This window comes from Delftia sp. WSY_22 (genome assembly GCF_043104185.1).
Taxonomy (GTDB): Bacteria; Pseudomonadota; Gammaproteobacteria; order Burkholderiales; family Burkholderiaceae_C; genus Comamonas; species Comamonas tsuruhatensis.
In genome coordinates this window covers 1-24961 of record NZ_JBICKN010000030.1, presented here as the reverse complement: position 1 = coordinate 24961, position 24961 = coordinate 1, and the positions used below count along the sequence as shown (strand labels likewise).

Annotated in this window: 20 protein-coding genes; 8 read left to right on the top strand and 12 right to left on the bottom strand. The window is 68.8% G+C overall.

Annotation, left to right across the window (positions count from 1 at the left end; translation table 11 throughout):
* Positions 1-6 precede the first annotated feature (6 nt).
* Positions 7-795, bottom strand: coding sequence for a maleate isomerase (locus tag ACF8NF_RS16225; protein WP_016449031.1), 789 nt, complete (start codon positions 793-795; stop codon positions 7-9).
* 323 nt (positions 796-1118) lie between these two features.
* Here ACF8NF_RS16225 and ACF8NF_RS16220 point away from each other — a divergent pair, with 323 nt between their 5' ends.
* The 4 genes from ACF8NF_RS16220 (at position 1119) to ACF8NF_RS16205 (ending at position 7608) form a co-directional block, all read left to right on the top strand.
* Complete coding sequence (locus ACF8NF_RS16220) at positions 1119-2276, top strand: FAD-dependent monooxygenase (protein ID WP_016449030.1); 1158 nt, start codon at positions 1119-1121, stop codon at positions 2274-2276.
* Between the two features lie 108 nt (positions 2277-2384).
* Positions 2385-2942, top strand: coding sequence for a (2Fe-2S)-binding protein (locus ACF8NF_RS16215; protein ID WP_046985986.1), 558 nt, complete (start codon positions 2385-2387; stop codon positions 2940-2942).
* Complete coding sequence (locus ACF8NF_RS16210) at positions 2939-5938, top strand: c-type cytochrome (protein ID WP_392450859.1); 3000 nt, start codon at positions 2939-2941, stop codon at positions 5936-5938. Before ACF8NF_RS16215 ends, ACF8NF_RS16210 begins: the two co-directional genes overlap by 4 nt.
* 353 nt (positions 5939-6291) lie before the next feature.
* Positions 6292-7608, top strand: coding sequence for an MFS transporter (locus ACF8NF_RS16205; RefSeq protein WP_026062635.1), 1317 nt, complete (start codon positions 6292-6294; stop codon positions 7606-7608).
* A 92-nt stretch (positions 7609-7700) separates the two neighbouring features.
* Here the strand turns inward: ACF8NF_RS16205 and ACF8NF_RS16200 are convergent, their stop codons facing one another.
* Entirely contained in the window at positions 7701-8144 is a 444-nt protein-coding gene (locus tag ACF8NF_RS16200) for a MarR family winged helix-turn-helix transcriptional regulator (RefSeq protein ID WP_016449026.1), read from the bottom strand.
* A gap of 298 nt (positions 8145-8442) precedes the next feature.
* On the opposite strand from ACF8NF_RS16200, the gene ACF8NF_RS16195 reads away from it, so the two are divergent.
* The 3 genes from ACF8NF_RS16195 to ACF8NF_RS16185 are packed head-to-tail and all read left to right on the top strand — an operon-like array spanning position 8443 to position 13832.
* On the top strand, positions 8443-10641 hold the full coding sequence (locus ACF8NF_RS16195; protein ID WP_392450857.1) for a formate dehydrogenase subunit gamma: 2199 nt from the start codon (positions 8443-8445) through the stop codon (positions 10639-10641).
* A gap of 12 nt (positions 10642-10653) precedes the next feature.
* Positions 10654-13590: a formate dehydrogenase subunit alpha gene (fdhF, locus tag ACF8NF_RS16190; RefSeq protein WP_392450856.1), complete on the top strand. Its 2937-nt coding sequence runs from the start codon at positions 10654-10656 to the stop codon at positions 13588-13590.
* Entirely contained in the window at positions 13590-13832 is a 243-nt protein-coding gene (locus ACF8NF_RS16185; RefSeq protein WP_392450855.1) for a formate dehydrogenase subunit delta, read from the top strand. Before fdhF ends, ACF8NF_RS16185 begins: the two co-directional genes overlap by 1 nt.
* On the opposite strand, the gene ACF8NF_RS16180 is transcribed toward ACF8NF_RS16185, so the two are convergent.
* Positions 13829-14713: a LysR family transcriptional regulator gene (locus ACF8NF_RS16180; RefSeq protein WP_392450854.1), complete on the bottom strand. Its 885-nt coding sequence runs from the start codon at positions 14711-14713 to the stop codon at positions 13829-13831. The two genes, ACF8NF_RS16185 and ACF8NF_RS16180, sit on opposite strands and share 4 nt — an antisense overlap.
* Before the next feature lie 72 nt (positions 14714-14785).
* Between ACF8NF_RS16180 and ACF8NF_RS16175 the strand changes: the two genes are divergently transcribed.
* On the top strand, positions 14786-15742 hold the full coding sequence (locus ACF8NF_RS16175) for a DMT family transporter (protein ID WP_392450853.1): 957 nt from the start codon (positions 14786-14788) through the stop codon (positions 15740-15742).
* 16 nt (positions 15743-15758) lie between these two features.
* On the opposite strand, the gene ACF8NF_RS16170 is transcribed toward ACF8NF_RS16175, so the two are convergent.
* From ACF8NF_RS16170 to ACF8NF_RS16130, 9 genes are all read right to left on the bottom strand, one after another.
* Positions 15759-16754 carry a tripartite tricarboxylate transporter substrate binding protein gene (locus ACF8NF_RS16170; protein WP_012203791.1) on the bottom strand — a complete coding sequence of 332 codons (996 nt, stop codon included), beginning with the start codon at positions 16752-16754 and terminating at the stop codon, positions 15759-15761.
* A gap of 111 nt (positions 16755-16865) precedes the next feature.
* Positions 16866-17780 carry a dioxygenase gene (locus tag ACF8NF_RS16165; protein WP_392450852.1) on the bottom strand — a complete coding sequence of 305 codons (915 nt, stop codon included), beginning with the start codon at positions 17778-17780 and terminating at the stop codon, positions 16866-16868.
* Positions 17781-17827: 47 nt separating this feature from the next.
* Positions 17828-18820 carry a tripartite tricarboxylate transporter substrate binding protein gene (locus tag ACF8NF_RS16160; protein WP_046984479.1) on the bottom strand — a complete coding sequence of 331 codons (993 nt, stop codon included), beginning with the start codon at positions 18818-18820 and terminating at the stop codon, positions 17828-17830.
* A 42-nt stretch (positions 18821-18862) separates the two neighbouring features.
* Positions 18863-19141 (bottom strand): muconolactone Delta-isomerase, encoded by a 279-nt coding sequence (gene catC / locus ACF8NF_RS16155; RefSeq protein ID WP_046984478.1) that lies wholly within the window; start codon positions 19139-19141, stop codon positions 18863-18865.
* A 28-nt stretch (positions 19142-19169) separates the two neighbouring features.
* Positions 19170-20357 carry a muconate cycloisomerase family protein gene (locus tag ACF8NF_RS16150; protein WP_043790607.1) on the bottom strand — a complete coding sequence of 396 codons (1188 nt, stop codon included), beginning with the start codon at positions 20355-20357 and terminating at the stop codon, positions 19170-19172.
* Between the two features lie 184 nt (positions 20358-20541).
* Positions 20542-22923, bottom strand: a complete 2382-nt coding sequence (locus ACF8NF_RS16145; protein WP_392450851.1) for a TonB-dependent siderophore receptor — start codon at positions 22921-22923, stop codon at positions 20542-20544.
* A gap of 88 nt (positions 22924-23011) precedes the next feature.
* Positions 23012-24088, bottom strand: coding sequence for a FecR domain-containing protein (locus ACF8NF_RS16140; RefSeq protein WP_016449016.1), 1077 nt, complete (start codon positions 24086-24088; stop codon positions 23012-23014).
* Entirely contained in the window at positions 24085-24648 is a 564-nt protein-coding gene (locus ACF8NF_RS16135) for an RNA polymerase sigma factor (protein WP_016449015.1), read from the bottom strand. The genes ACF8NF_RS16140 and ACF8NF_RS16135 overlap by 4 nt, the downstream gene beginning before the upstream one ends.
* A gap of 146 nt (positions 24649-24794) precedes the next feature.
* Positions 24795-24961, bottom strand: a 167-nt coding sequence (locus ACF8NF_RS16130; protein WP_392450898.1) for an ATP-binding protein, incomplete at its 5' end; no start/stop codon positions are given.

The window sequence follows — 24961 nt, the reverse complement described above, 5'->3', positions numbered from 1 at the left end:
TGTTCCTCAGGCCTTGGCTGCGCTGTTGCCGGTGTCGTAGGGGTAGGCGCCCGACAGCAGCGCACCCGCGCCCGGCACCACGGGGTCCAGCCCCAGTTCCTTGAGGATGGCATAGGTGGTGGCGATGGAGGCGGTCAGCACGGGCTTGCCGGTCTGGGCCTCGACCTGGGCCACGGCCGGCAGCGAGGGCATCTGCACGCAGGCCGACAGCACGATCACGTCGGCGTCGGCGTAGTTCATGCCGGCCACGATGCCGGGCAGCTTGGCGGGGTCGTGGCGGCCCACGTCCAGGTTGTCGGGGATCTCCAGCGCGCGCCAGTCCACGATCTCGAAGCCTTCGGCGGCCACGTAGTCCATGACCAGCTGGGTCAGCGGAATCATGTAGGGCGCCACCAGGGCGATCTTCCTGGCGCCCATGACCTTGAGCGCTTCCACCAGCGCGCCGGCGCTGGTGATCACCGGGGCGGTGGCGCCATTGCTGGCCGTGCGCTCGGTCAGGCGCTGCTGCGAGACGCGGTGGTAGCCCTTGCCCATGGCCATGATGGCCACCAGGCAGGCATAGCCCAGCACGTCCACGCGCGCGTCGCTCAGCTCCAGCGCGCAGCGGTCGCTTTCGGCGTCCATGGCGGCCAGTTCCTCCTTCTGGACCTTCTTCATGCGCATGCGGCTGGAGTGGAAGGTGAAGCGGTCCTGCGGGCGCAGCGTGGAGTGGGCCTGCAGCATGGCCGGCACCTCGGTCTCCATGGTGGTGTTGGAGCTGGGGACGATCTGGCCGATGCGGAACGTTTTGGTCATGGACTTGCCTTTGCGAAGTTTCGAGGGTTTCTGATCAGAATCAACTGAGTGTGTACGCTTTATTCTTGCAAAAGACGTGCCGCCTTGCAAATGAGAATTTTCTCGGGGTTTGTACTGATTTGGTGCAGAAATTGCACCAAAAATGGCGAACTTCAATTTATTCTGCCGCCCTATGGTGCATGCGTCGATTTGAAAAATTCAAGCGCATACACCTGAATTAAGTGTTTTGTTGCCTGGCACGCTTCCTGCTCTACACCCTGCAAGGACGCGCCGAAGCAACGGTTGCCCCGTCTGGCTTTCAACATTCCTGCAAGGAGAAAACTGTGTCTCAATCCCCTCGAATCGCCGTTGTCGGCGCCGGTCTCGGCGGGGCTGCAGCTGCCAAGCTGCTGCTCCAGGAAGGCTTCAATGTCCGCGTCTATGAGCAGGCGCCCAGCTTCTCGCGCCTGGGAGCCGGCATCCACGTCGGGCCCAATGTGATGAAGATCCTGCGCCGCATCGGCATCGAGGACGCGCTCAACGAGCAGGGCTCGCATCCCGACTACTGGTACAGCCGCCACTGGCAGACGGGCGACGTGCTGGCCCAGATCCCGCTGGGCGACTACGCCGTCAAGGAATACGGCGCCAGCTACCTGACCGTGCACCGTGGCGACTTCCATGCGCTGCTGGTCGAGGCCCTGCCCGACAGCGTGATGGCCTACGGCAAGTTCCTGACCAAGGTGGAGGACCGCGGCAATGTGGTCGTCATGCACTTTGCCGACGGCACGACCGAGGAGGCCGACATCGTCATCGGCGCCGATGGCGTGAACTCCCGCATCCGCGAGGAACTCCTGGGCCCGGAGCTGCCCAAGTACGCGGGCTACCTGGCCCACCGCGCCGTGTTCCCCACGCCCGAGGTCAAGGCCGGCATGCTGCCCTTCGACGCCTGCGTGAAGTGGTGGAGCGATGACCGCCACATGATGACCTACTTCGTCACCGGCAAGGCCGACGAGCTGTACTACGTGACCGGCGTGCCCGTCGAGAAGTGGGACCTCAACGACCGCTGGCTGCCCAGCAGCAAGGAAGAGATGCGCGAGGCCTTCTCGGGCTGGCATCCCACCGTGCAGGCACTGATCGACGCCACCGTGGAAGTGACCAAGTGGTCGCTGCTCGAGCGCGATCCGCTGCCGCTGTGGAGCCGTGGCCGCCTGGTGCTGCTGGGCGATGCCTGCCACCCCATGAAGCCCCACATGGCCCAGGGCGCCGCCATGGCCATCGAGGACGGCGCCATGCTGGCGCGCTGCCTCAAGGAAGTCGGCGCGCACAACCATGAGCTGGCCTTCGCCCTGTACGAAGCCAACCGTGCCGAGCGCGCCAGCAAGGTGCAGCGCATCTCGCACGACAACACCTGGCTGCGCACCAACGAAGATCCGTCCTGGTGCTTCGGCTACGACGTGTTCAACGTGCCCCTGGTCGAGCCCAAGGTCAAGGCAGCGGCCTGATACTCGCTGCCTTGCCGGACGAGGGGAGGGGAGGGAATCCCCCCACTCCTGTCCGGCCGCAGAACGCCGACATCCTGAACCGCAGCCAAGTTGCAAGAGCCTCGTCCCATGGGAACCCCAGTCCATCCAAGCAGTACCCCCCACCCCATCCGCCTGCAGGTCAATGCACGCGCATGCGAGGTGCCGGCAGCGCCCGGGACGGCGCTGCTGCATGTGCTGCGCAATGACCTGGAGCTGAACGGGCCCAAGTACGGCTGCGGCCTGGGCGAATGCGGCGCCTGCACGGTGCTGATCGATGGCGTGGCCGCGCGTTCCTGCGTGATCCCCGTGCGGGCGGCCGTGGGCCGCGAGGTCACCACGCTGGAAGGCCTGGGCTCGCGCCAGTGCCCCGGCCCCACGCAGCAGGCCTTCATCGACTGCCAGGCGGCCCAGTGCGGCTACTGCCTCAACGGCATGATCATGACGGTGGAGGCCCTGCTGCGCCGCAACCCCAATCCCACCGAGCAGGAGCTGCGCAACGAGCTGCACCACAACCTGTGCCGCTGCGGCACGCATGTGGAAATCATGCAGGCCGCCCTGCGCGCCGTGCAGCTGCGTGCGCAACGCGCCGCGCTGCAGGCACCCCCCGGTTTTCCATCTTCCAGCGCGGGCGAGGTCCAGCCATGAGCCCGGCCGGCCACACCCCCGCCCTGCCTTCCGACCTGCTGCACGGCCTGGCGCTGCGCCCGCCCGTCGCGGCCTGGGACGGTCTGCGCTACCGGGGCAGCGTGCCCCTGCATGCACGGCTGCAGGACGCCCAGGCCATGGCTGGCGTGGTGGCCGCGGTGCAGCGCGGGCATTTTCTGGGTGTGGTGGCCGTGGCGCCTGTCCATGCCCGGCAGGCCGCTGCCGGCCTGGCCCCTGCCTGGGATGACCGGCAGGAAGCCAGGGCCGCCAGCGCGCCCCGTGCTGCCGACAGAGCCGACAAGGCCGACAAGGCTGACAAGGCCGACCTGCCCGATGCCGGCCGCTATGTCTGGCGCATGGCGGCGCCCGCGTCTTGCGAGGGTGCCGCACGCGCAGCCGTGTGGTGCCTGGACGGCCATGCCAGCGTCTGGCTGCCGCCCTGTGACGCCGACGTGCGGCAGATGATCGGCCGAGAACTGGCCGCATTGCTGCAATGCCCCGAGTCCGCGCTGCGGCTGTTCAGCCTGCCGGCCACGGCGGCCGTCACCCCGCATGTGCTGGATCTCATGGACGCAGCGGCCGATGCGGCCCTGCTGTCCCAGGCCGTGGGCCGGCCCGTCAGCGTGGCCTGCGAGGCCTGGACTGCTGCGGGCAGCGCAGACAGCCGGGAGCTGGTGCTGCGCGTGGACGCGCAGCCTTCGCAAGGGCTTGAAGCCGACACGGTGGTGCAGCCTCAGCCGGGCAATGCATCGCCGCAGCCAGACCTGCTGCTGTCCGACACGCCCTGGGCCGTGCGCCCCAGCATGGCGCGCCTGTTGAGCCAGCCCGAGCTGGCGCGCGCCGCGGCCCTGGCCACCGTGCTCGATGCCGGCGAAGTGCATGAACGCAGGCTGGCCGCCAGCCTGCGGCATGCCGGCGTCGATGATCTGAATGCCGCCCAGGTCTTTGCCCGCGAAAGCCACTGGTATGAGCAGGCGCTGGACCAGGGCCGTGATCCGCTGCAATGGCGGCTGCAGCACCTGCCCGAAGGCCCGGTGCGCGATCTGGCCCGGCAGGTGGCCGAGCGTGCGCAGGCATCGCAGCAGGCACCATCCCACCAGGGTGCCGATGGCCGCCTGCTGGGCCGGGGCTTTGCCACCGCCCAGCTGCAGACCCTGGATGCGCAGGGCGCCGACCTCCATGCCTGGAGCGCCTGGGTGGCCGAGGTGGCCGTGCACCCGCAAACGGGCGAGATCGAAGTGACCCGCGTCGTGGCCGGCCATGACAGCCGCAGCCTGCAAGCGGCGCAGGCCGCCAGCACGCGGCCCGAGATCGTCCAGCAGGACCCGCAACTGCTGGCCGACGCGCGCCGGCTGCTGGGCACGGCGCCCGCTTTTGACGACTGGGCAGGGTCCACAGCCTCCGCTGCTTCTTTCGATGTGATCGCCAAGCCCGGCTCCGGCCTGGCGCAACATGTGCCCGGCGATGTCGCGGTCATCCGCCAGGGCAATCTGGCGCTGGATGGCGTGGCCACGCTGCCCGCCGCCGCCGCCATTGCCAACGCCATCCACCATGCGACAGGCGTGCGCCTGCGCGAAGTGCCCTTCCAGCCCGAGCAGCTGCGCCTGGCCCTGGCGGGCGAGGGTGCCGGCAAGCCCGGTGCGGCGCGGCCTGGCCGTGGCTGGGGCTGGCTGGCCGCAGGCGCCGCAGGCCTTGCCGGCATGGCCGCCATGGCCTGGCCGCTGAAGCCGGCCCTGCCGCTGACCGACGGGCCCGATGTGTCCCTGTACTCGCCGCAGGCCCTGGAGCGCGGCCGCCTGGTGGCGGCTGCGGGCGACTGCGTGGTCTGCCACACGGCCCCGGGCGGCGCGGCCAATGCCGGCGGCTTCGGGCTGGAGACGCCGTTCGGCACCATCTACTCCACCAACATCACGCCCGACAACGAAACCGGCATCGGCCGCTGGTCCTACGCGGCCTTCGAGCGCGCCATGCGCCACGGCATCCACCAGGATGGCAGGCAGCTGTACCCGGCCTTCCCGTACACGGCCTTCGCCAAGCTCAGCGATGGCGACCTGCAGGCCCTCTACGGCTACCTGATGTCCCAGCCTGCCGTGAAGGCCAAGGCGCCCGAGACGCAGCTGGCCTTCCCCTACAACCTGCGCCCGGCCATGGCGGGCTGGAACCTGCTGTTCCACGACGCCACGCCCTTCAAGGCCGACCCCGCGCGCAGCGCCGAATGGAACCGGGGCGCCTACCTGGTCGAAGGCGCGGGCCACTGCGCGGCCTGCCACTCGCCGCGCAATGCGCTGGGTGCCGAAAAGACCGGCATCCACTACCTGGGCGGCGGCGAGGCCGAAGGCTGGACGGCGCCCGCGCTCAATCAACTGGCCGGCGGCAAGCTGCCCTGGAGCCGCGAAGAGCTGTACCAATACCTGCGCACCGGCTTCTCGGCCCGCCACGGCGTGGCGGCCGGCCCCATGGCGCCCGTCATCCACGGCCTGGCCCAGTTGCCCGAAGCCGATGTGCGCGCCATGGCCACCTATCTGATGGAGTTGCCGGGCCAGGCCCCACAGGCACCACAGGCCGCCCAGGCCGCCCCGGCCATGCCGGCACCGGCGCCGGCCGCCGTGCAGGCGGCGGCGCCTGCGGCGCCACCTGCCATGGCCCTGGACCGCCACGCCAATGGCGAGCGCATCTACCAGAACGCCTGCGCCGTCTGCCATGAGGCGGGCAGCGGTCCCACATTGTTCGGCGTCAAGCCGCAGCTGGCCCTGAACACCAACCTGCATGCGGCCAGCCCCGACAACCTGGTCCAGGTGATCCTGAACGGCATACAGGCGCCGGCCGACGATGCGCTGGGCTACATGCCCGGCTTCGGGGACAGCCTGGACGACAGGCAGATCGCGGACCTGCTCGGATATTTGCGCGAACGATTTGCACCGGAGGAAAAAGCTTGGCCAGACGACACGAAGACGATTAACCGGCTGCGCATGCAGGCACAGGCGCATGCGCACTGAGGGCGGCAATGGGCAGCAATGGGCGGCGGCATGGGCGATGCCGCGGATATGGACACCTTGCCCTGGAATCTCTCCAGGGCCTGGGTCCTGACATCTGATGCTGGGGACGGGTGATGGGCAACAACGGACGGCGCTGTCGATGTGCAGCCTGTCCGCAATGCGCCCATCGCCCGGATGCAGAGACCGACATCCTGAATTTTTTCATCGGGCCATGGAGATGGCGCCGAGGGAGCGGTTCGCTCCGGATGTGTGAAGGGTGGAAGGCACGGCAGGAGACGGCAACACAAGCTGAACGGCCTTGCCTGGGAAAAGACAGATTCAACAATTGCGATGGCTAGAAAAGGAGTCCCTGCATGTCATCTACATACATTTCGGTGGAAAAAGGCATCCAGACAGCGGGTGTCGGCAAGTTCCAATATCGGCTGTTCGTCATCTTCGGGCTGGTCTGGCTGGCCGACGCCATGCAGGTGCTGTCCATCGGCTTCAGCGCGCCGTCCATTGCCAAGACCTTCGGCAAGACCGTGCCCGAGGCGCTGCAGACCGGCACCTTCTTCTTCATCGGCATGCTGATCGGTGCCTTCGTCTTCGGCCGCCTGGCCGACCGCATCGGGCGCCGCCCGGTGCTGATGATGGCCGTGGTGATCGATGCCTTCGCGGGCGTGGCCTCGGCCTTTGCGCCCGAGTTCGCCTGGCTGCTGGTGCTGCGCTTCATCACCGGCATCGGCGTGGGCGGCACGCTGCCCGTGGACTACACCATGATGGCCGAGTTCCTGCCCAGCGACCGCCGCGGCCGCTGGCTGGTACTGCTGGAATCGTTCTGGGCCGTGGGCACCATCTTCCTGGCCATCCTGGCGCTGGTGGCCGTGTCCTGGGGTGACGATGCCTGGCGCGTGATCTTCTTCGTGACCGGACTGCCGGCGCTGATCGGCGTGGTGCTGCGCTTCTACATCCCCGAGTCGCCCATGTTCCTCAACCGCAACGGCAAGTCCGAAGAGGCGCGCAAGGTGCTGCAGCGGGTGGCCAAGGTCAACGGCACCACGGCGGACATCCCCGCCCTGCAGCCTGAAAAGCAGGAGCGCAAGTCCATCCTCGCGCTGTTCAACGGCGGCCTGCGCCGCCGCAGCCTCTCGCTGTTCCTGGCCTGGGCGCTGATCTCCATCGCCTACTACGGTGTCTTCGTCTACCTGCCCGTCAAGCTCAGCAGCGAGGGCTTCGCCTTCATGCGCGGCCAGGTCTTCCTGGTGGTGCTGGCCCTGGTGCAACTGCCCGGCTTTGCGCTGTCGGCCTATGGCGTGGAACGCTGGGGCCGCAAGCCCACGCTGATCGGCTTTTTGCTGCTCAGCGCCGTCGGCTGCATGTTCTACAGCCTGGGCTCGTCGCCCTTCGTGGTCATCGGCTCCACCCTGCTGATGAGCTTCTCGCTGCTGGGCACCTGGGGCGCGCTGTATGCGTTCACCCCCGAGGTCTACCCCACCGACCTGCGTGCCAGCGGCATGGGCATGGCCGGCGCCGTGGCGCGCTTCGGCGGCCTGTTCGCCCCGGCCATCATTGCGCCCATCATGGCCACCCACTTCACACTGGCCCTGGCCGTGCTGTCCGCCATGCTGGTGGGCGGCGCCCTGTCGATCTGGGCCGTGGATGTGGAATCGCGCAACCGGGCGCTGGATTGATGACGGCCTGAGCTGACTGAAAGGTCGGTTCAGCAAAAAGGCCAGAAGGATTTGTCCTTCTGGCCTTTTTTTTGGGGGGAGGCTGCAAGGGCTCAATCCGCCTCGCCACCTTCCAGCATCTTCTTGAGCAAAAAATCCAGCGCCAGGCGCTCGGCCGGATTGAGCTTGCCGTAGGTGCTTTCGGTGATCTGCTTGGCGAAGGGCTCCATGTCGCGCACCAGGTCCTGGCCGGCCTCGGTGAGGTTGATGACGACCTTGCGGCGGTCGATGCGGTCATGGTCCACCTGCACCAGTTCGCGCTGCTTGAGCCGGTCCACCACGCCGCGGATGGTGGCCTGGTCGATCACGGTGGCCTTGACGATGTCGGCCAGCGAGCTGCCGCTGTTGTCGCGCACGGAGCACAGCACCACGAATTGCGCGGCCGTGAGCTGCGAGTCGGGAATGTATTGCTGGAAGAGTGCAGTGTGGCGCTGATAGACACGCCGCAGCAGGTGGCCGATCTGGTCTGAAAAATGATAGCCATCCTGTGGCGTCATGGCTGATGGCGGGTGGTTCATGGTGCGCGTGAGCTTATCAAAATTCACACCAAATACCGTGTGATTTGCGACAAGCCAGGCGCATTTGCCAAGTGGCGCAAACCCGCGCCGGCTGCGGCATCCGCAAGGCCCGGGCAGCAGGCGCAGCACTGCCCGGCGGCTCATTTGCCGATTGAATGGCGCAATCATCCGTTTGAATTTGACGGCTTGCCCGGCAGGCCTTGAAATGGCATGAGAGACAAAGCGCCAGCGGACCGGACCGCGCCGCTCCCCACAACGAAAGCCAGCAGGGACACCCATGCCAGCCACACAAGGGAAGATCATTCCCATTGCCGTCCTCAATGCCGCTGTTGCCGGCAGCGCACTCGGCGCCCATGAGCGCGAGGCCGTCGAGCACGCCATTGCCGTCCACGCCCTGCGCCCCGGCCCCCTGATCGAGTTGCTGCACGCCGTGCAGGACATGCTGGGCCATATCCCCGAAGCCGCCGTGCCGCGCATCGCCGATGCGCTGAACCTCTCGCGTGCCGAGGTGCATGGCGTCATCTCCTACTACCCCCATTTCCGCAGCACGCCAGCGGGCCGCCATGTGCTGCAGGTCTGCCGCGCCGAGGCCTGCCAGTCGCGCGGTGCCGACGCGCTGCTGGCCCATGCAGGCCAGGCGCTGGGCTGCGGATCGAGTGGGCACGGGCATGGGTATGCAACCAGTGCCGATGGCGCCGTCACGCTGGAGCCGGTCTACTGCCTGGGCCTGTGCGCGTCATCGCCTGCCGTGATGCTCGATGGCCAGCCCCATGCGCATGTCACGGCCAACGGCCTGGATGCACTCATCGCGCAATGCCGCCAGCCGGAGCAGACTGGCGAGCCTGTGGCCCAGCCTGCGCATGCAGGGGCAGGGGCAGAGGCAGGAGCAGGGGCAGGGGCAGGCCCCGGCGTGCGCGTCTATGTGCCCCGCGATGCCGCCGCGCTGGCCGTGGGGGCCGACGCCGTGGCCGGTGCCCTGCAGCGCGAGTGCGCGGCGCGCGGCCTTCAGGTGCAGATCGTGCGCAACGGCTCGCGCGGCCTGCTGTGGCTGGAGACCCTGGTGGAAGTCGAGACGCCCGAAGGCCGCGTGGCCTACGGCCCGGTCACGGCCGATGCGGTGCCGGGCCTGATCGATGCCGGAATGCTGCAGGGCGGCAGCCATGCGCTGTGCCATGGACTGACCGAGGCCATTGCCTACCTGGCGCGCCAGGAGCGCCTGACCTTTGCGCGCGTGGGCGTCATCGATCCGCTGAACCTGTCCGACTACGCATCCCATGGCGGCTGGCAGGGGCTGGAGCGCGCGGCGCGCATGGAGCCCGCGGCCATCGTGCAGGAGGTGCTGGATTCGGGCCTGCGCGGCCGTGGCGGTGCGGCGTTTCCGGCCGGCATCAAGTGGAAGACCGTGGCCGCCGCAGCGGGGCCGCAAAAGTACATTGCCTGCAATGCCGACGAAGGCGACTCGGGCACCTTTGCCGACCGGCTGCTGATGGAGGGCGATCCCTACACGCTGATCGAAGGCATGGCCATCGCTGGCCTGGCCGTGGGCGCCACGCAGGGCCTGGTCTATGTGCGCAGCGAGTATCCGCATGCCATCGCCACCCTGCGCGAAGCCATTGCGCGTGCCGAGGCCGCAGGCTGGCTGGGCCGCAACGTGGCCGGCAGCGGGCGGGCCTTCCACATGGAGGTGCGCAAGGGCGCGGGCAGCTATGTCTGCGGCGAGGAAACGGCCATGCTGGAGAGCATCGAGGGGCGGCGCGGCATTGTGCGCGCCAAGCCGCCGCTGCCGGCCATCGAGGGGCTGTGGGGCCGGCCCACGGTGATCAACAACGTGATCACGCTGGCCACGGTGCCGCTGATCCTGGCGCGCGGCGCGGCCTTCTACCAGGGCTTCGGCATGGGCCGCTCGCGCGGCACGCTGCCGTTCCAGCTGGCCGGCAACATCGCGCGCGGCGGCCTGGTGGAAAAGGCCTTCGGCCTGAGCCTGCGCGAGCTGGTGGAAGACTTCGGCGGCGGCACGGCCACCGGCCGCACCGTCAAGGCCGTGCAGGTGGGCGGCCCGCTGGGCAGCTATGTGGCGCCGGCCGACTGGGATGCGCCGCTGGACTACGAGGCCTATGCCGCCAAGGGCAATGTGGTGGGGCACGGCGGCATCGTCGTGCATGACGACACGGCCGACATGGCGCAGCTGGCGCGCTACGCCATGGAGTTCTGCGCCATCGAGTCCTGCGGCAAGTGCACGCCCTGCCGCATCGGCTCCACGCGCGGCGTGGAGGTCATCGACCGCATCGTGCGCGCCGGCAGCGACCCTGCCGCCCACGCCAGCCAGGTGGCCCTGCTGGAGAACCTGTGCGACACCATGCAGCACGGCTCCATGTGCGCCATGGGCGGGATGACGCCGTATCCCGTGCGCTCGGCGCTGACCCACTACCCCCAGGACTTCGGCATCGAGTCCACCACGGCCGCAGCGGCTGCCTGACCGGAGAACACCATGCTCGACCATTTGAAGCAAGCCGACTGGGGCACACCCGCCAGCCCGTCCGAACGCCTGATCACCCTGGAGATCGACGGCCGCGAGGTCTGCGTTCCCGAGGGCACCTCGCTGATGCGCGCTGCCATGGAAGGCGGCGTCAGCGTGCCCAAGCTGTGCGCCACCGACAGCCTGGAGCCCTTCGGCTCCTGCCGCCTGTGCCTGGTGCAGATCGAAGGCCGCAAGGGCTTTCCGGCCTCGTGCACCACGCCGGCCGAGCCGGGCATGAAGGTGCGCACGCAAAGCCCGCAACTGCAGGAGCTGCGCCGCGGCGTGATGGAGCTGTACATCTCCGACCATCCGCTGGACTGCCTGACCTGCAGCGCCAACGGCGACTGCGAACTGCAGGACATGGCCGGCACCGTGGGCCTGCGCGAGGTGCGCTACGGCTTCGACGGCGCCAACCACTTCAAGGGCCAGGCGCGCGCCGAGGTCGATGTCTCCAACCCGTACTTCAGCTACGACCCCAGCAAGTGCATCGTCTGCAACCGCTGCGTGCGCGCCTGCGAGGAGACGCAGGGCACCTTTGCGCTGACCATCTCGGGCCGGGGGTTCGACTCGCGCGTCACGGCGGGGCAGGGCGGCAGCTTCATGGACAGCGACTGCGTCAGCTGCGGCGCCTGCGTGCAGGCCTGCCCCACGGCCACGCTGCAGGAAAAGACCGTGACCGAGCTGGGCCAGGCCGGGCACAGCGCCATCACCACCTGCGCCTACTGCGGCGTGGGCTGCGGCTTCAAGGCCGAGATGAAGGGCGAGCAGGTCGTGCGCATGGTGCCCTGGAAGGACGGCCAGGCCAACGAGGGCCATGCCTGCGTCAAGGGCCGCTTTGCCTGGGGCTATGCCACGCACAAGGACCGCATCACCCGGCCCATGGTCCGCGCGAAGATCACCGACCCCTGGCGCGAAGTGAGCTGGGAAGAGGCCATTGCCCACACGGCCCGCGAGTTCCGCCGCATCCAGGCCAAGCACGGCAAGGATTCCATTGGCGGCATCACCTCCTCGCGCTGCACCAACGAAGAGGCCTACCTGGTGCAAAAGCTGGTGCGCACGGCCTTCGGCAACAACAACGTCGATACCTGCGCGCGCGTGTGCCACTCGCCCACGGGCTATGGCCTGGGCCAGACCTATGGCACCTCGGCCGGCACGCAGACCTTCAAGTCCATCGAGCACACGGACGTGGTCATGGTCATCGGCGCCAATCCCACGGCCGCGCACCCGGTGTTCGGCTCGCGCATGAAAAAGCGCCTGCGCGGCGACGGCCGGCGTGGGGGCGCCAAGCTCATCGTCATCGACCCGCGCGAGATCGAGCTCGTCAAGTCGCCCCACATCCGCGCCGACTACCACCTGCAACTGCGGCCCGGCACCAACGTGGCCATGATCACCTCGCTGGCCCATGTCATCGTCACCGAAGGCTGGCTGGCCGAGGACTACATCGCCGAGCGCTGCGATGCCAAGTCCTTCGCGCAGTGGAAGGAATTCGTTGCCCGGCCCGAGAACTCGCCCGAGGCCATGGCCGAGGTCACCGGGGTCGCTCCCGAACTCGTGCGCGGCGCCGCGCGCCTGTATGCGCTGGGTGCCGAGGACCACGCGGCGGGCACTCCCGTCAACGCGGCCATCTACTACGGCCTGGGCGTGACCGAGCATGCGCAGGGCTCGACCATGGTCATGGGCATCGCCAACCTGGCCATGGCCACGGGCAACGTGGGCCGCGAGGGCGTGGGCGTGAACCCGCTGCGCGGCCAGAACAACGTGCAGGGCTCCTGCGACATGGGTTCCTTCCCGCATGAGTTGCCCGGCTACCGCCACATCTCGGACAGCACGGTGCGCGCCGAGTTCGAGGGGGCCTGGGGCGTGGCGCTCAGCCCCGAGCCCGGGCTGCGCATTCCCAACATGTTCGAGGCGGCCCTGGCCGGCAGCTTCATGGGCCTGTACTGCGAGGGCGAGGACATCGTGCAGTCCGACCCCAACACCCAGCATGTGACGGCCGCGCTCTCGGCCATGGAATGCGTGGTGGTGCAGGACATCTTCCTCAACGAAACCGCCAAGTACGCCCATGTCTTCCTGCCGGGCGCCTCTTTCCTCGAAAAGGACGGCACTTTCACCAATGCCGAGCGCCGCATCTCGCGCGTGCGCAAGGTCATGGCGCCGCTGGCCGGGCATGCCGACTGGGAAGTCACCCAGCTGCTGGCCAATGCGCTGGGCTACGCCATGCACTACACGCACCCGAGCGAAATCATGGCCGAGATCGCCGCGCTCACGCCCAGCTTCGCGGGCGTGAACTACGACAAGATCGACCGGCTGGGCAGCGTGCAATGGCCCTGCAATGACAGCACCGAAGAGGCCGGCACTTCCATCATGCACAGGGACCGCTTCGTGCGCGGCAAGGGCCGCTTCATCATCACCCAGTACGTGGCCACCGACGAGAAGGTCACCCAGCGCTTTCCGCTGCTGCTGACCACGGGCCGCATCCTGTCGCAGTACAACGTGGGCGCCCAGACCCGGCGTACGCACAACAGTCACTGGCACAGCGAGGACCGGCTGGAAATCCATCCGCATGACGCCGAGGACCGCGGCATACGCGATGGCGACTGGGTCGGCATCGCCAGCCGCGCGGGCGAGACCGTGCTGCGCGCCACCGTCACCGAGCGCATACAGCCCGGCGTGGTCTACACCACCTTCCACTTTCCCGAATCCGGCGCCAACGTCATCACCACCGACAGCTCGGACTGGGCCACCAACTGCCCCGAATACAAGGTCACGGCCGTGCAGGTGCTGCCCGTCCCCCAGCACGCCCAGCCGTCCGACTGGCAGCGCGGCTTTGCGCGCATGCATGAAGAGCAGATCGGCCTGCTGCATGCCGCGCAGGCAGGCAGCATGGCCGTGGCAGGGGGCAAGTGATGGACAGCGCCAACCTGGTCCGCATGGCCAACCGCATCGGCGAGTTCTTCGAAGCCATGCCCGAGCGTGACGAGGCCCTGCAGGGCATTGCCGAACACATCCGTAAATTCTGGGAGCCCCGCATGCGCGCCGAACTGGCCCGCGTGCTGGCCAGCCCCGACGAGGCCCAGGCGCTCAAGCCCATCGTGCGCGAGTCGCTGGTGCTGCATCCGCTGACCTTGCCGTCGGCGGCGCAGGCTTAGCCAAACTGCTTCCTCCTCGCCATCTCCCGCGCCAGCTCCACAAAGCCGGCAGCGGCCGGCGACAGCCGTTCCATGCTGCGCACGGCCAGGCCGGTGACGCGGCGCTGGCGGGGCGAGAGGCTGCGGTAGACCATGCCTTCGGGCGCCTGCTCGGGCACGGCCAGGCGTGCGGCAATGGCAATGGCGTGGCCCTGGGCCACGAAGCCCTGCATGGAGGACATCTGCTCGAAGTGGTAGATGGCCGCAGGCTGGGCGCCGGCCTCGGCCAGGAAGCGGTCGATGTGCGCGCCCGACCCGGCCGAGGTGCGCACAAAGGCCTCGCCCTGCAGGTCGGCGGCGCGGATGCTGCGCTGGGTCGCCAGCCGGTGCGATGCGGGCAGCAGCGCCACCAGTTCGTCTTCCACCAGGGGCACGGTCTCGAAGCGCTCGTCGGGCAGCACGACGAAGCCGATCTCCACCCGCCGCTCCAGCAGCCACTTGACCACGGTGTCGTCATTTTGCTCGTCGATCTGCACCAGCACGGCGGGCTGGCGGCGCCGGTACTCGGTGATCAGCGGGGGCAGCAGCCGCAGCGAAGAGGTGGCGCCGAACGAGGCCACGCGCAGCGTGCCGCGCGCCATGCCGCGCTCGGCATCGGCCTCCTGCCGCAAGGCCTCCTTTTGCTGGAGGATGTCGTTGGCGCGCTGCAGCAGCCGCGTGCCTGCGTCGGTCAGCGGGGAGTGGGGGCCTTCGCGGCGCACCAACTGCACCTGCAGCTCGCCTTCCAGCGCGCGCAGGGCATGGCTGACGGCGCTCTGGGTAATGCCCAGCAGCGCGGCCGCGCGCGAGAAACTGCCGGCGCGGGCCAGCGCCGCGAACACTTCGAGCTGGGTGAAGGTCATGGGATCACGTTGTCCAGGTCATGAGCATTTGCTCATTTGTCTATGAATCGATATGAGCACATAGTACGCGCCATGAATTTTCAACGCTTCTTCGGTCCCCACCTGCGGCTTGTCGGCATGGCCCTGCTGTGGGGCGCTTCCTGGCCTGCGGGCCGCGTGGTGGCACAGAACATGCCGCCGCTGGCAGCCGCCAGCCTGCGCTTCCTGCTGGCCGCAGCCGTGCTGCTGCCCTGGCTGTACTGGGCCGGTGGCATGGCGGGCCTGCGGCAATGGAGTGCCAAACGCTGGCTGGGCATGGCGGCCGCCGGCGCCACGGGCGTGTTCGGCTATGCGGCCTTCTTCCTCATGGGGCTGCAGCATGTGCCGGCCGGCAAGGCGGCCCTGGTGATCACGCTCAACCCCGTGCTCACGCTGGCGCTGGCGGTCTGGCTGTTCGGCGAGCGGCTCAACCGCACCATTGCCCTGGGCATGGCGCTGGCGGCCTGCGGCGCCGTGGTGGTGATCTCGCATGGCCAGCCGCTGGCGCTGCTGCAGGGATCGGTGGGCGCGGGCGAGCTGCTGATCCTGGGCTGCGTGGTGTGCTGGGTGAGCTACACCCTGATCGGCCGCTGGCTGCTCACGGGCGTGGATGCGCTGTCGGCCACGGCCGTGACCTCGACCATGGGCGCGGCCATGCTGCTGGTGGCCAGCCTGGTTGTGGAAGGGCCGGCCGGCCTGCAGGCTGCCGTGCTTGGCAACGCAACCGCCTGGAGCGCGCTGGCCTTCCTGGCCTTCGGCGCCACGGCGCTTGCCTATGCCTGGTACTTCGACGGCGTCAAGGCGCTGGGCGCTGGTGCGGCCTCGGGCTACATCACGCTGGTGCCCGTGATCGGCGTGGCGCTGTCGGCGCTGTGGCTGGGCGAGAGCATCGATGCCAGCATCGTGCTGGGCGGCGGCATGGCCGTGGCCGGCACGGCGCTGATGAACTGGGGGCGCAGGCCTGCGGCTGCGGTGCACGTGGTTGCCAAGCGCACCGCAGTCCAGAGCTGAACGGACTCCGTCCGGTTCAATCCAGCGAGGCGCCCGAGGTGCGCACGCGCTCGCCCTGCACCTGGTAGTCGCGCGCCAGGAAGTCGCGGTATTCGGCGGGGCTGGAGGCCACGGCCACGTAGGAGAACGCGTCCACCTGGGTCTTGCGGAATTCGGGCTCCAGCAGCACGCGGCGCACATCGGCGGCGATCTTCTCCACCAGGGGCGCCGGCGTTCCAGCCGGTGCCAGCAGGCCGATGTTGAAGACAGCCTGGATGTCGCGCACCCCGGCTTCCTTGAAGGTGGGCACATCCGGCAGGGCGATGCTGCGTGTCTCCGAGGACACGGCCAGGGCCTTGAGCTTGCCCGACTTGATGTGCTGCTCGATCACCGACACGCCCAGCACCGCTGCGTCGATCTGGCCGGCGATGACTTCGGGGATCAGCGGTGCGGCGCCCTTGTAGGGCACGTGCACCATCTCCAGCCCTTCCTGCTTGGCGAACATGGCCAGCGGCAGGTGCACGATGCCGCCCGCGCCCGATGAGCCATAGGTCAGCGGTTTGGTCTTGCCTGCCTGGCGTGCCTGAGCGATGAACTCCTGCAGCGTGCCGGCCTTGGAGCTCTGGGGCACGAAGAAGACCATGGGCACGCTGATCAGGCGGGAGATGGGGGCGAAGTCCTTTTGCGGGTTGTAGGGCAGCTTCCTGTACAGGTGCGGGTTCATGGTCAGCGACGCTTCGGTCGCGGCGAACAGCGTGTAGCCGTCGGGTGCGCTCTTGGCCACGTACTCGGCCCCGATGATCTCGTTGGCGCCTGTGCGGTTGAGGATGACCACGGGTTGCGACCAGACCTTGTTCAGGCGCGTGGCCAGCGCGCGTGCCAGGTTGTCCACGGGGCCGCCGGCCGCGTAGGGCACGACGATGTTCACCGGCTTGGAAGGAAAGGCTGCCGGAGCCTGGGCGTGTCCCAGGGCGGGCACGAGGGCCACGGTGGCGGTCAGCAGGGTTGCGGCGATGCGATGCAGGCTGGACATGGTGTGGGAAGCGGATACGGTGAAGCAGGCCGCACTCCAAGGGGCGGCCTGCTGTGGAACGGAAGAATCGAAAAAATGGCAGGCCGGAAGGCCCCGGAAGGTGGAGGCGCCTCAGGCGCGCACACGCTCCATGCGTGTCAGCGGCAAGGACTCGCCTTCGCTGACTGCGGGCTGCAGCACGAAGTCGAAGCGCGTGCGGACGAAAGGCGCGTTCACGCCCAGCGACTCATAGCCGGCCGGCGACACGCCGCGCTCCAGCTCGACGATCAGGCCGTCACGCGTGGCGAAGGCGAAGTCGTCGTCCAGGTAGGTATCGCCGGGCAGGTTGACCTGGGTGGTCAGCATGCGCATGCCGGGTGCAACCACGAGGAAGTGGATGTGGGCGGGACGATGGCCGTGGCGTCCCAGCGCGTCGAACAGTTCCGAGGTGGGGCTGTTCGGCGGTATGGAGTAGCCGGGCGGCACATAGCTGCGAAAGCGGTAGCGGCCCTGGTCGTCGGCTTCTATGCGGCGGCGCAGCTCGTAGGGCTTCATGCCCGGGAAGAAGTGCGAGTAGCCGCCCTGGACATTGGCATGCCAGACATCGATGAGCGCATGCGGCAGAGGCCGGCCGTCAAGATCCAGCACCCGTCCTTCCATCACGAAGACCTCGCCCTGGGGTTCGCCCTCGTCCAGGCGCGCTTCCGCTTGCGACAGCGGTGCACCGGCCACGAACAGCGGGCCTTCGATGGCGCGCGGCGTGCCGCCCGCACGGCCGGCACGCGCATCGGCCTCGTCGCTGCGGATGTCCAGCAGCCGGTCGAAGCCCAGGCCTGCCGTGATCAGGCCCAGCTGGCCGCTGCTCCCCAGGCGGCCCAGCCAGTCCACGGCGGCCCAGAATTCGTCGGGCGTGACATCCATCTCGTCGATGGTGTGGAACAGATCGCTGACGATGCGCTGGGTCAGCGCCCGCACGCGGTCGCTGCCAGGGGCGATCTGCTTGCTGTTGACCAGATTCAGCAGCTGGTCCTGGGACAGTTCGGACATGTTTGTCTCCTCGTGGTTTTATGGGATGTCCTGGAAAAGAGAAGCGCTCAGTCCATGCTGATGTTGCGCTCCGTGATCACCTTGGTCCAGCGCACGGACTCGGCCTGCAGGTGCCTGGCCGCTTCCTCGGGCGTGGAGCCCACGACTTCGGCGCCGATGGCCTTGAAGCGTTCGAGCACGTCGGGCTGCTTCATCTCTGCCACGAAGACCTGGTTGAGCTTCTTGACGATGGCTGGCGGCGTGCTGGCGGGCATGAAGACGGCGAACCAGGGCGAGACCTCGTAGCCCTTGATGCCGGCCTCTTCCATGGTGGGCACGTCGGGCATGCTGGACGAGCGCTTGGCCGTGGTCACGGCCAGGGCGCGCAGCTTGCCCGACTGGATGTGCGGGCGCGCCGATGTGATGGAGTCGAACATGTAGTTGACCTGTCCGCCCAGCAGGTCGGAGACGGCCGGGCCCGATCCCTTGTAGGGGATGTGCAGGATGTCCACGCCGGCCAGCGAGTTGAACACTTCGCCCGCCAGGTGGATGGAGGTGCCGTTGCCGGCCGAGGCATAGGTCAGCTTGCCGGGCGAGGCCTTGGCGGCGGCCACCACGTCGGCCACGCTCTTGACGTTGGGCTGGGTGGAGTTGGTGACCAGGATGTTGGGCACCACGGCCAGCACGCCCACGGGGGCGAAGTCCTTGATCGGGTCGTAGCTGAGCTTGCGGTACAGCGGCTTGTTGGTGGCCATGCCGATGGAGGTGATCATCAGCGTGTAGCCGTCGCCGGGCTGCTTGGCCACGAAGTCGGCGCCGATGTTGCCGCCGGCGCCGGGACGGTTCTCGATCACGAAGGGCTGGCCCAGCGTGCGGCCGGCCTTCTCGCCCAGGGTGCGCGCGATGGCGTCCATGGCGCCGCCCGGCGGGAAGGGCACGATCCAGCGGATGGGCTTGCTGGGCCAGTTGGCCTCGGGGGCCTGCGCATGGGCGGCGGGCATGACGGCGGACAGGCACAGGCCTGCGGCTGCGGCGGTCAGAAAACGGCGTTTCACATTCACTTCAGTTGTCTCCGAAAAATTTGGTCTTGGTTTGGGCTGTGCTCAGGCGATGGCCGAGGGATGCTTTGCCAGCGGCGTGACCTGGATGTCCATGTAGGGGAACAGCGGCAGGCCCTGCAGCAGCTCGTGCAGCTCGTCGTTGGAGGCCACGTCGAACACGCTGTAGTTGGCGTACTCGCCCACTACGCGCCAGATGTGGGGCCAGCGTCCGTCGTGCTGCAGCTGCTGGGAATAGGCCTTCTCGCGGGCCTTGATCTCGGCTGCCACGTCGGCGGGCAGGTCGTGGGGGATCTTCACGTCCATGCGGACCAGGTAAAGCATGTTTGTCTCCAGGAGGAATGAAAGGAATTCAGGTCGCAGCCCCGGTCCGGGCCTGCCCCATGTCGAAGTGCTGCGGCTGGCTGCCGGCCAGCGCGCGGTCGAAGCGCGCCAACTGCTGCAGGTCGATCTCCAAGCCCAGGCCGGGCCCGTCGGGCAGTTGCAGCTCGAAGTCGCGGATGGCCATGCGCTCGGTGACGATGTCGTCCACCAGCAGCTGGGGGCCGAACAGCTCGCAGTTGTAGTGCTGCCCGCCCAGCGTGGCAAAGACATGGGCCGAGGCGGCCGAGCCGATCGAGGTCTCCAGCATGGTGCCGCCGTACCAGCCGATATCGGCCGCCTGGGCAATGGCCGCCACCTTGCGCGTGCGCAGCAGGCCGCCGTGCTTGGCCACCTTGAGCGAGAACACATGGCTGGCCTGCTCGCGCGCCAGGCGCATGGCGTCGTAGGGCGTGCACACGCTCTCGTCGGCCATGACCAGGGCGCCGTGCAGCGTGGCGGTCAGCTCGCGCAGCGCGGGCACGTTCCAGCCGGCCACGGGCTGCTCGATCAGGGTCACGCCGGCATCGATCAATTGCGGCAGAAAGCGCCGCGCCGTGGCGCCGTCCCAGGCCTGGTTCACGTCCACGGTCAGCGTGGCGCGGCCCTGCAGGCCGCGCGCGATCTCGCTCACATGGGCCACGTCGGCCTCGGGCGTGCGCGCGCCGATCTTCATCTTGAAGATGCGGTGGCGCTTTTGCTCCAGGCGCAGATGGGCCTCGGCCAGGTCGCGCTCGATGTCGCCGCTGGCCAGCGTCCAGGCCAGGGGCAGGCTGTCGCGCTGCTTGCCGCCCAGCAACTGCCACACGGGCAACTGCAGGCTGCGCGCCACGGCGTCCAGCAGCGCGATTTCCACGGCGCTCTTGGCAAAGGCATTGCCCTTGCAGGCCAGGTCCATGCGCGAGAGGCAGGCCTCGAAGCGCGCGCCGTCCTGGCCGATCAGGCTGGGCGCCAGGTGGTTGGCGATGGCATGGTGGATGCTCTCGGGCGATTCCTCGTTCCACGACGGGCCGCCAATGGTGGCGGCCTCGCCAAAGCCCGTGGCCCCGTTGCGCAGCCACAGCTGCACGATCACCGGGCTTTGCCGGCTGATGGAGCCGAACGACAGCTTGTGCGGGCGGATGGTGGGAATGTCGAGGATCCGCGCCTCGATGCGCTCGATCAGAAAACGGTCTTGCATGGCAATGGCGTGTGTCTTGGCTGGCGGCGGCTGCCGGCAATGGACACAAGCGTAAATCCATGCAATGTGTGGATCTATTGAATTATTTGTGAGAAATCATTCGATAGTGTCGATGTGTTGAATGCCTGCGCGGCATGCAGGGGGCGCGGCAGCCTTCTGCGGCGCACGCCCTCTGGCGACGGGATCAGAAACTGCTGCGCAGCGTGACCATGATGCTGCGCGGCAGGCCGTAGTAGTTGCTGCGCGTGGCCGTGCCCACGCGCTCCCAGTAGACGCGGTCGAACAGGTTGTCGATGTTCACGGCCAGCTTGATCTGGGGGGTGAGCGGGTAGGCGGCATAGACGGACCAGACGCCGTAGCCGCCCGCTCGCCAGCGCACGGTGCCCAGGGTGTCGTAGAACTCGCTGACGGCGCGCACGCCCGCGCCCAACTCCAGCCCCTGGGCCACGGGGCCGGCCACGCGGTAGCGCGCCCACAGGTTCACGCTGTGGCGCGGCGACATGGTGCTGAAGTCGGTGCCCGTCTGCGTGACGGTGCCCTGCAGGTATTTGGAGCGCATGTAGGCGTAACTGGCCGCCACGTCCCAGCGCGGCGACAGCGAGCCGACCACCTCGGCCTCGAAGCCTTCGGAGCGCACCTTGCCTGCGGGGATGACGAAGGCGGCATCGGCGGGGTCGGCCAGCGCGCGGTTGGTGTCCTGCATGCGGTAGACGGCGGCGGTGGCATTCAGGCGTCCGTCCAGCAGGCTGCCCTTGATGCCGGCTTCCACCTGCCGGCCCTCGCGCGGGGCGATCTGGCCGCCACCGGCCAGGCGCCCGCTTTGCGGCTGGAAGATGCGCGACTGGCTGGCGTAGAGCGTCCAGCTGTCGTTCAGATCGAAGAGCACGGCGGCGAAGGGCGTGAACTGGCCATCGACCTCGTAGCCCGAGCGCGTGTTCTGCAGCCGGTCCGAGGTTTCTGTCTTCCACCAGCTCTTGCGCGCGCCCGCCACCAGGGTGAGGGCCTGCGTGGGCTTGATGCGCAACTGGCCGTAGACGCCGCGCAGGCTGGTGCGCGTAATGTCGTCGGCAAAGGGCTTGAAGCTGGGCTCGGGGATGGAGGAGGGGTCGTAGTGGAGCAGGTCGGCCGGCGTGTTCATGGCGCCGCGCAGCATGCGCAGGTGCATGTTGGAGCTGCGGTAGTCCGCGCCCGCGATGAAATGGTGCGTCTGCCCGGCCCATTGCCAGGGCGTGCTGTAGTAGATGTCGGCCGTGGTGTCGGCGTAGTCGCGGTCCACGGTCTGGGCCTGGGTGAAGCGGCTGATGCCGGTGTCCGATACGGCCGAGTAGCCGTTGATGTACTTGTCGCGCTGCTGGCGCAGCACACGGCGGGCGGCCAGCTTGAACAGGCCGCCGCCGTCGAGCCGCGTCTCCGACTCGATGAAGCCGGCCAGCGATTCGGGCGCGGCGCGGCCCCAGTCGGCAGCAATGGCCACGTCGCGCGGAATGGGGGCCAGCCTGCCGCCGGCGTGGGCGGGCAGGCCGGTGTCGTAGTTGCCCCGGCCGCGCTGCCAGGTGGCGCCCACCGAGACCGTGCTCTGGGAAGTGACGTCCAGCTCCACCGTGCCGTACAGGGCCTGCTTGTGGCCGTCCATGGCCATCACGGGGCTGCCGAAGTTCTCGTGCAGCGCCACCACCCGGCCACGCAGGCGGCCATCTTCGGACAGCGCTCCGGTGACATCCACCTCTGCCCGCTTGCGGCCCCGCGAGCCCAGGCCGATGGCGCCCTGGCCCTGGTAGTCCGGCAGGGCGCGCTTGCGCACCAGGTTGAGCATGACGCTGGGCTCGCCCGCGCCCGAGAACAGCCCGGCCGGCCCGCGCAGGGCCTCGACCCGGTCGAACAGGGCCAGGTCCAGCGTTTCCTGGGTGGCCGGATTGCCGCTGACGGTGAGACCGTCCAGCTGGTAGGTGGAGGACTGGTAGCCGCGCGAGAGGATGTCGCTGCGCCCGCCCGTGCTGCTTTGCCGGCGCACGACGATGCCGGGCACCACCTTGGCGGCTTCGGTGAGCTCCACGAAGTTCTGGTCATCGAGCCGTGCGCGCGAGATCACGGATACGGACTGCGGCGTCTCCCGGGCCGTCAGCTCGATCTTGGTGGCCGCGCTGGCATAGGGCGCCCGGTAGCTGCCCGTGCCTTCCGTGCGGCCGTCGCGCAGGGCCGTGGCCGTCACCCGCACTTCGTCCAGCGCGGTCTGCGGGCGCGCCGGGGCGGGGCGCAGCAGCCAGCCGCCCCGGGGCTGGGCAGAGGCTTGCAGGCCGCTGCCGGCCAGCAGGCGCTGCAGTGCCTCGGCCGGCTCCAGGCGGCCCTGGACGGCGGGCGCGGTCTTGCCTGCGAGCAGGGCGCTGTCGGCCGCGATGCTGGTGCCGGTGGCGCGCGCCAGGGCCTTGATGGCGTCGGCCAGCGGCTGGGCCGGCAGGTCGATGTCGGCAGGAGCGGCCAGGGCTGGCGTGCAGGCCAGTGCCGCCGCGCAGGCGAGCAGGGACAGGCAGGCGCGTGCCGGGCGGGAGGAAAGAGGGCGGGCGGGCATGGCGGGAACGTTCTCCTGGGTATCGGTTGTGCTCGCCTGTATGACGGGGCAGCCCGCCGGATCCCTGATGTGCGTTGGCCGCTTTTTTTCAGTTTTTCCGGATTTTTTCCGGCGCCGTGCTGCGCGGGGCCAGCCAGGTGGCGCCGTCGCGCTCCTGCACGCGCACGGCGGCGATGCGCGGCAGCGCGTCCAGGAAGCTCTCCACATCGGCGCGCTGCACGGCGGCCGTGATGCGCGGCCCGCCCGTGCCGTCGGCGACGGCCGCACGCACGGGCTGGCGGCGCCAGCGCGACAGCGTGGCCGCGATCTCGCCCAGCCCGGCGCTGTCGAAGACGATGAGGCCGCGTTCGATGGACGAGAAGCTGTCGCGCGCATCGCGTTGCACGCGGCGGGGGAGGGGGCTGGCGTGGGCGCCATCGGCTCCGGGTGCGGCACCGGGGGCGGCACCGGCGCTTTCGTCCGGCAGTTCCCCCACTTCGCCAGCCTGCAGCAGCAAGGACGGTTCTCCGTCACCACCTTTCACCGCCAAACGCACCGTTCCATGCTCCACGCCCACCCGCACCAGTCCCGGCAGGCGGTTGACGGTGAAGCGCGTGCCCAGCACGGTGATGCGGGCCTGGCCGGCGGCGATGGTGAAGGGGCGGCCTGCATCCCTGGCCACGTCGAACAGGGCCTCTCCCTGCTCCAGCACCACGGCGCGCTGGCGGCGCGTGTAGCGCGTGGCGATGCGGCTGGCCGGTCCCAGGGTCAGCACGCTGGCGTCGGGCAGGTTCAGCACGATGCGTTCGCCAATCGCACTGTCGCGGGCCAGGGCGAACACGGTGGTGTCCTGCCATTCAAGCCAGCCGCGCCATGCCAGCAGGCCCGCCGTGCCCAGGCCGGCAACGCCCAGCACGCCGCGGGTGATGATCGCGCGGCGCGCGTTGCTGCGTGTGTCGCGGCGCTGGCGTGCGGCGGTGTCCACCGCCGTGGCCAGGGCCTCGGTGCGGGGCGTGGAGTCGAAGTCCTGCCACAGCGCCTCGAAGGCGGCGTATTCGGCGGCGTGGCGCGGGTCGGCGTCCATCCAGCGGCGCCAGGCAGCGGCATCGGCGGCGCCCGGCCGGGCTCCCGCATCCCGGTGCATGCGTATGAACCAGCGCGCGGCCTCCTCGCGCGGCGTGCTCATGGCGCGAGCAGCTCGCGTGCGGCGCGCAGGTCCAGCAGGGCGCGCATCAGGTGGCGCTCCACCATGTTCAGGCTGATGCCCAGCATGGCGGCAATCTGGGGCTGGGAGTGGCCTTCCACCTTGCACAGCCAGAACACCTCGCGGCAGCGCGCAGGCAATCCCTGGATGACACGCTGCACGGCGCCCAGGCGCTGCTGCAGGTCGGCCAGCATCTCGGCCGAAGGCGCCGTGAAGGCTTCCTGCAAGGCGATTTCGTCCGCGCGTGCCACCGGGTGCTGCGCGGCGCCGGCCTCGCCTGCCAGCTCGGGCAGGGGCACGAAGCGGCGCTCATGCGCCATCTGGTCGGCCAGCACGGTGCGCGCCACCACGCGCAGGTAGGCATGCGGCTGGGCGATGCCTTCGTGCCGGCCGCTGAGGGCGTAGCGCACGAAGGCGTCATGCAGCACATCCTGCGCGCGGTGGATGCAGCGCGTGCTGCGCCAGATGGCGGGCAGCAGGCTGCCATAGGCCCAGTGCAGGTCCAGGCCCAGCCAGGCGGCAGGAGTCGGATGGCGTGTCATACACGCAAGCGGGGAGGGAAGGCAGGCGGGCAGGGCGGGACGAAGTGCTGGCATTCTAAATGAGACTTTTTCTCATTTGTTGCCGCCCGTTTGCCACTTGTTCACCACCCGTTTGCCGGCCGCAGGCGCGCCGGCCGGCGGTGCCGCTACAGCAGCTCCGCCGGTCGCGTCTCCGATGCGCTGCGGCAGGGAAGGGTGATGCGAAACAGCGAGCCGCCCTCGGGCCGGTTGCTGGCCACGATGGTGCCGTCCATGGCGTCGATGATCTTGCGGCAGATGGCCAGCCCCAGGCCCGTGCCGCCCGAGCCGTTGC

Excerpts from the sequence above, each read along its gene's own strand:
- ACF8NF_RS16175 (WP_392450853.1), top strand. The coding sequence starts at position 14,786 with ATGAATTTTCAACGCTTCTTCGGTCCCCACCTGCGGCTTGTCGGCATG.
- ACF8NF_RS16140 (WP_016449016.1), bottom strand. The coding sequence starts at position 24,088 with ATGAGCACGCCGCGCGAGGAGGCCGCGCGCTGGTTCATACGCATGCAC.
- ACF8NF_RS16180 (WP_392450854.1), bottom strand. The coding sequence starts at position 14,713 with ATGACCTTCACCCAGCTCGAAGTGTTCGCGGCGCTGGCCCGCGCCGGC.
- fdhF (WP_392450856.1), top strand. The coding sequence starts at position 10,654 with ATGCTCGACCATTTGAAGCAAGCCGACTGGGGCACACCCGCCAGCCCG.
- ACF8NF_RS16170 (WP_012203791.1), bottom strand. The coding sequence starts at position 16,754 with ATGTCCAGCCTGCATCGCATCGCCGCAACCCTGCTGACCGCCACCGTG.
- catC (WP_046984478.1), bottom strand. The coding sequence starts at position 19,141 with ATGCTTTACCTGGTCCGCATGGACGTGAAGATCCCCCACGACCTGCCC.
- ACF8NF_RS16195 (WP_392450857.1), top strand. The coding sequence starts at position 8,443 with ATGCCAGCCACACAAGGGAAGATCATTCCCATTGCCGTCCTCAATGCC.
- ACF8NF_RS16215 (WP_046985986.1), top strand. The coding sequence starts at position 2,385 with ATGGGAACCCCAGTCCATCCAAGCAGTACCCCCCACCCCATCCGCCTG.
- ACF8NF_RS16200 (WP_016449026.1), bottom strand. The coding sequence starts at position 8,144 with ATGACGCCACAGGATGGCTATCATTTTTCAGACCAGATCGGCCACCTG.
- ACF8NF_RS16210 (WP_392450859.1), top strand. The coding sequence starts at position 2,939 with ATGAGCCCGGCCGGCCACACCCCCGCCCTGCCTTCCGACCTGCTGCAC.
- ACF8NF_RS16225 (WP_016449031.1), bottom strand. The coding sequence starts at position 795 with ATGACCAAAACGTTCCGCATCGGCCAGATCGTCCCCAGCTCCAACACC.
- ACF8NF_RS16135 (WP_016449015.1), bottom strand. The coding sequence starts at position 24,648 with ATGACACGCCATCCGACTCCTGCCGCCTGGCTGGGCCTGGACCTGCAC.
- ACF8NF_RS16165 (WP_392450852.1), bottom strand. The coding sequence starts at position 17,780 with ATGTCCGAACTGTCCCAGGACCAGCTGCTGAATCTGGTCAACAGCAAG.
- ACF8NF_RS16205 (WP_026062635.1), top strand. The coding sequence starts at position 6,292 with ATGTCATCTACATACATTTCGGTGGAAAAAGGCATCCAGACAGCGGGT.
- ACF8NF_RS16150 (WP_043790607.1), bottom strand. The coding sequence starts at position 20,357 with ATGCAAGACCGTTTTCTGATCGAGCGCATCGAGGCGCGGATCCTCGAC.
- ACF8NF_RS16185 (WP_392450855.1), top strand. The coding sequence starts at position 13,590 with ATGGACAGCGCCAACCTGGTCCGCATGGCCAACCGCATCGGCGAGTTC.
- ACF8NF_RS16145 (WP_392450851.1), bottom strand. The coding sequence starts at position 22,923 with ATGCCCGCCCGCCCTCTTTCCTCCCGCCCGGCACGCGCCTGCCTGTCC.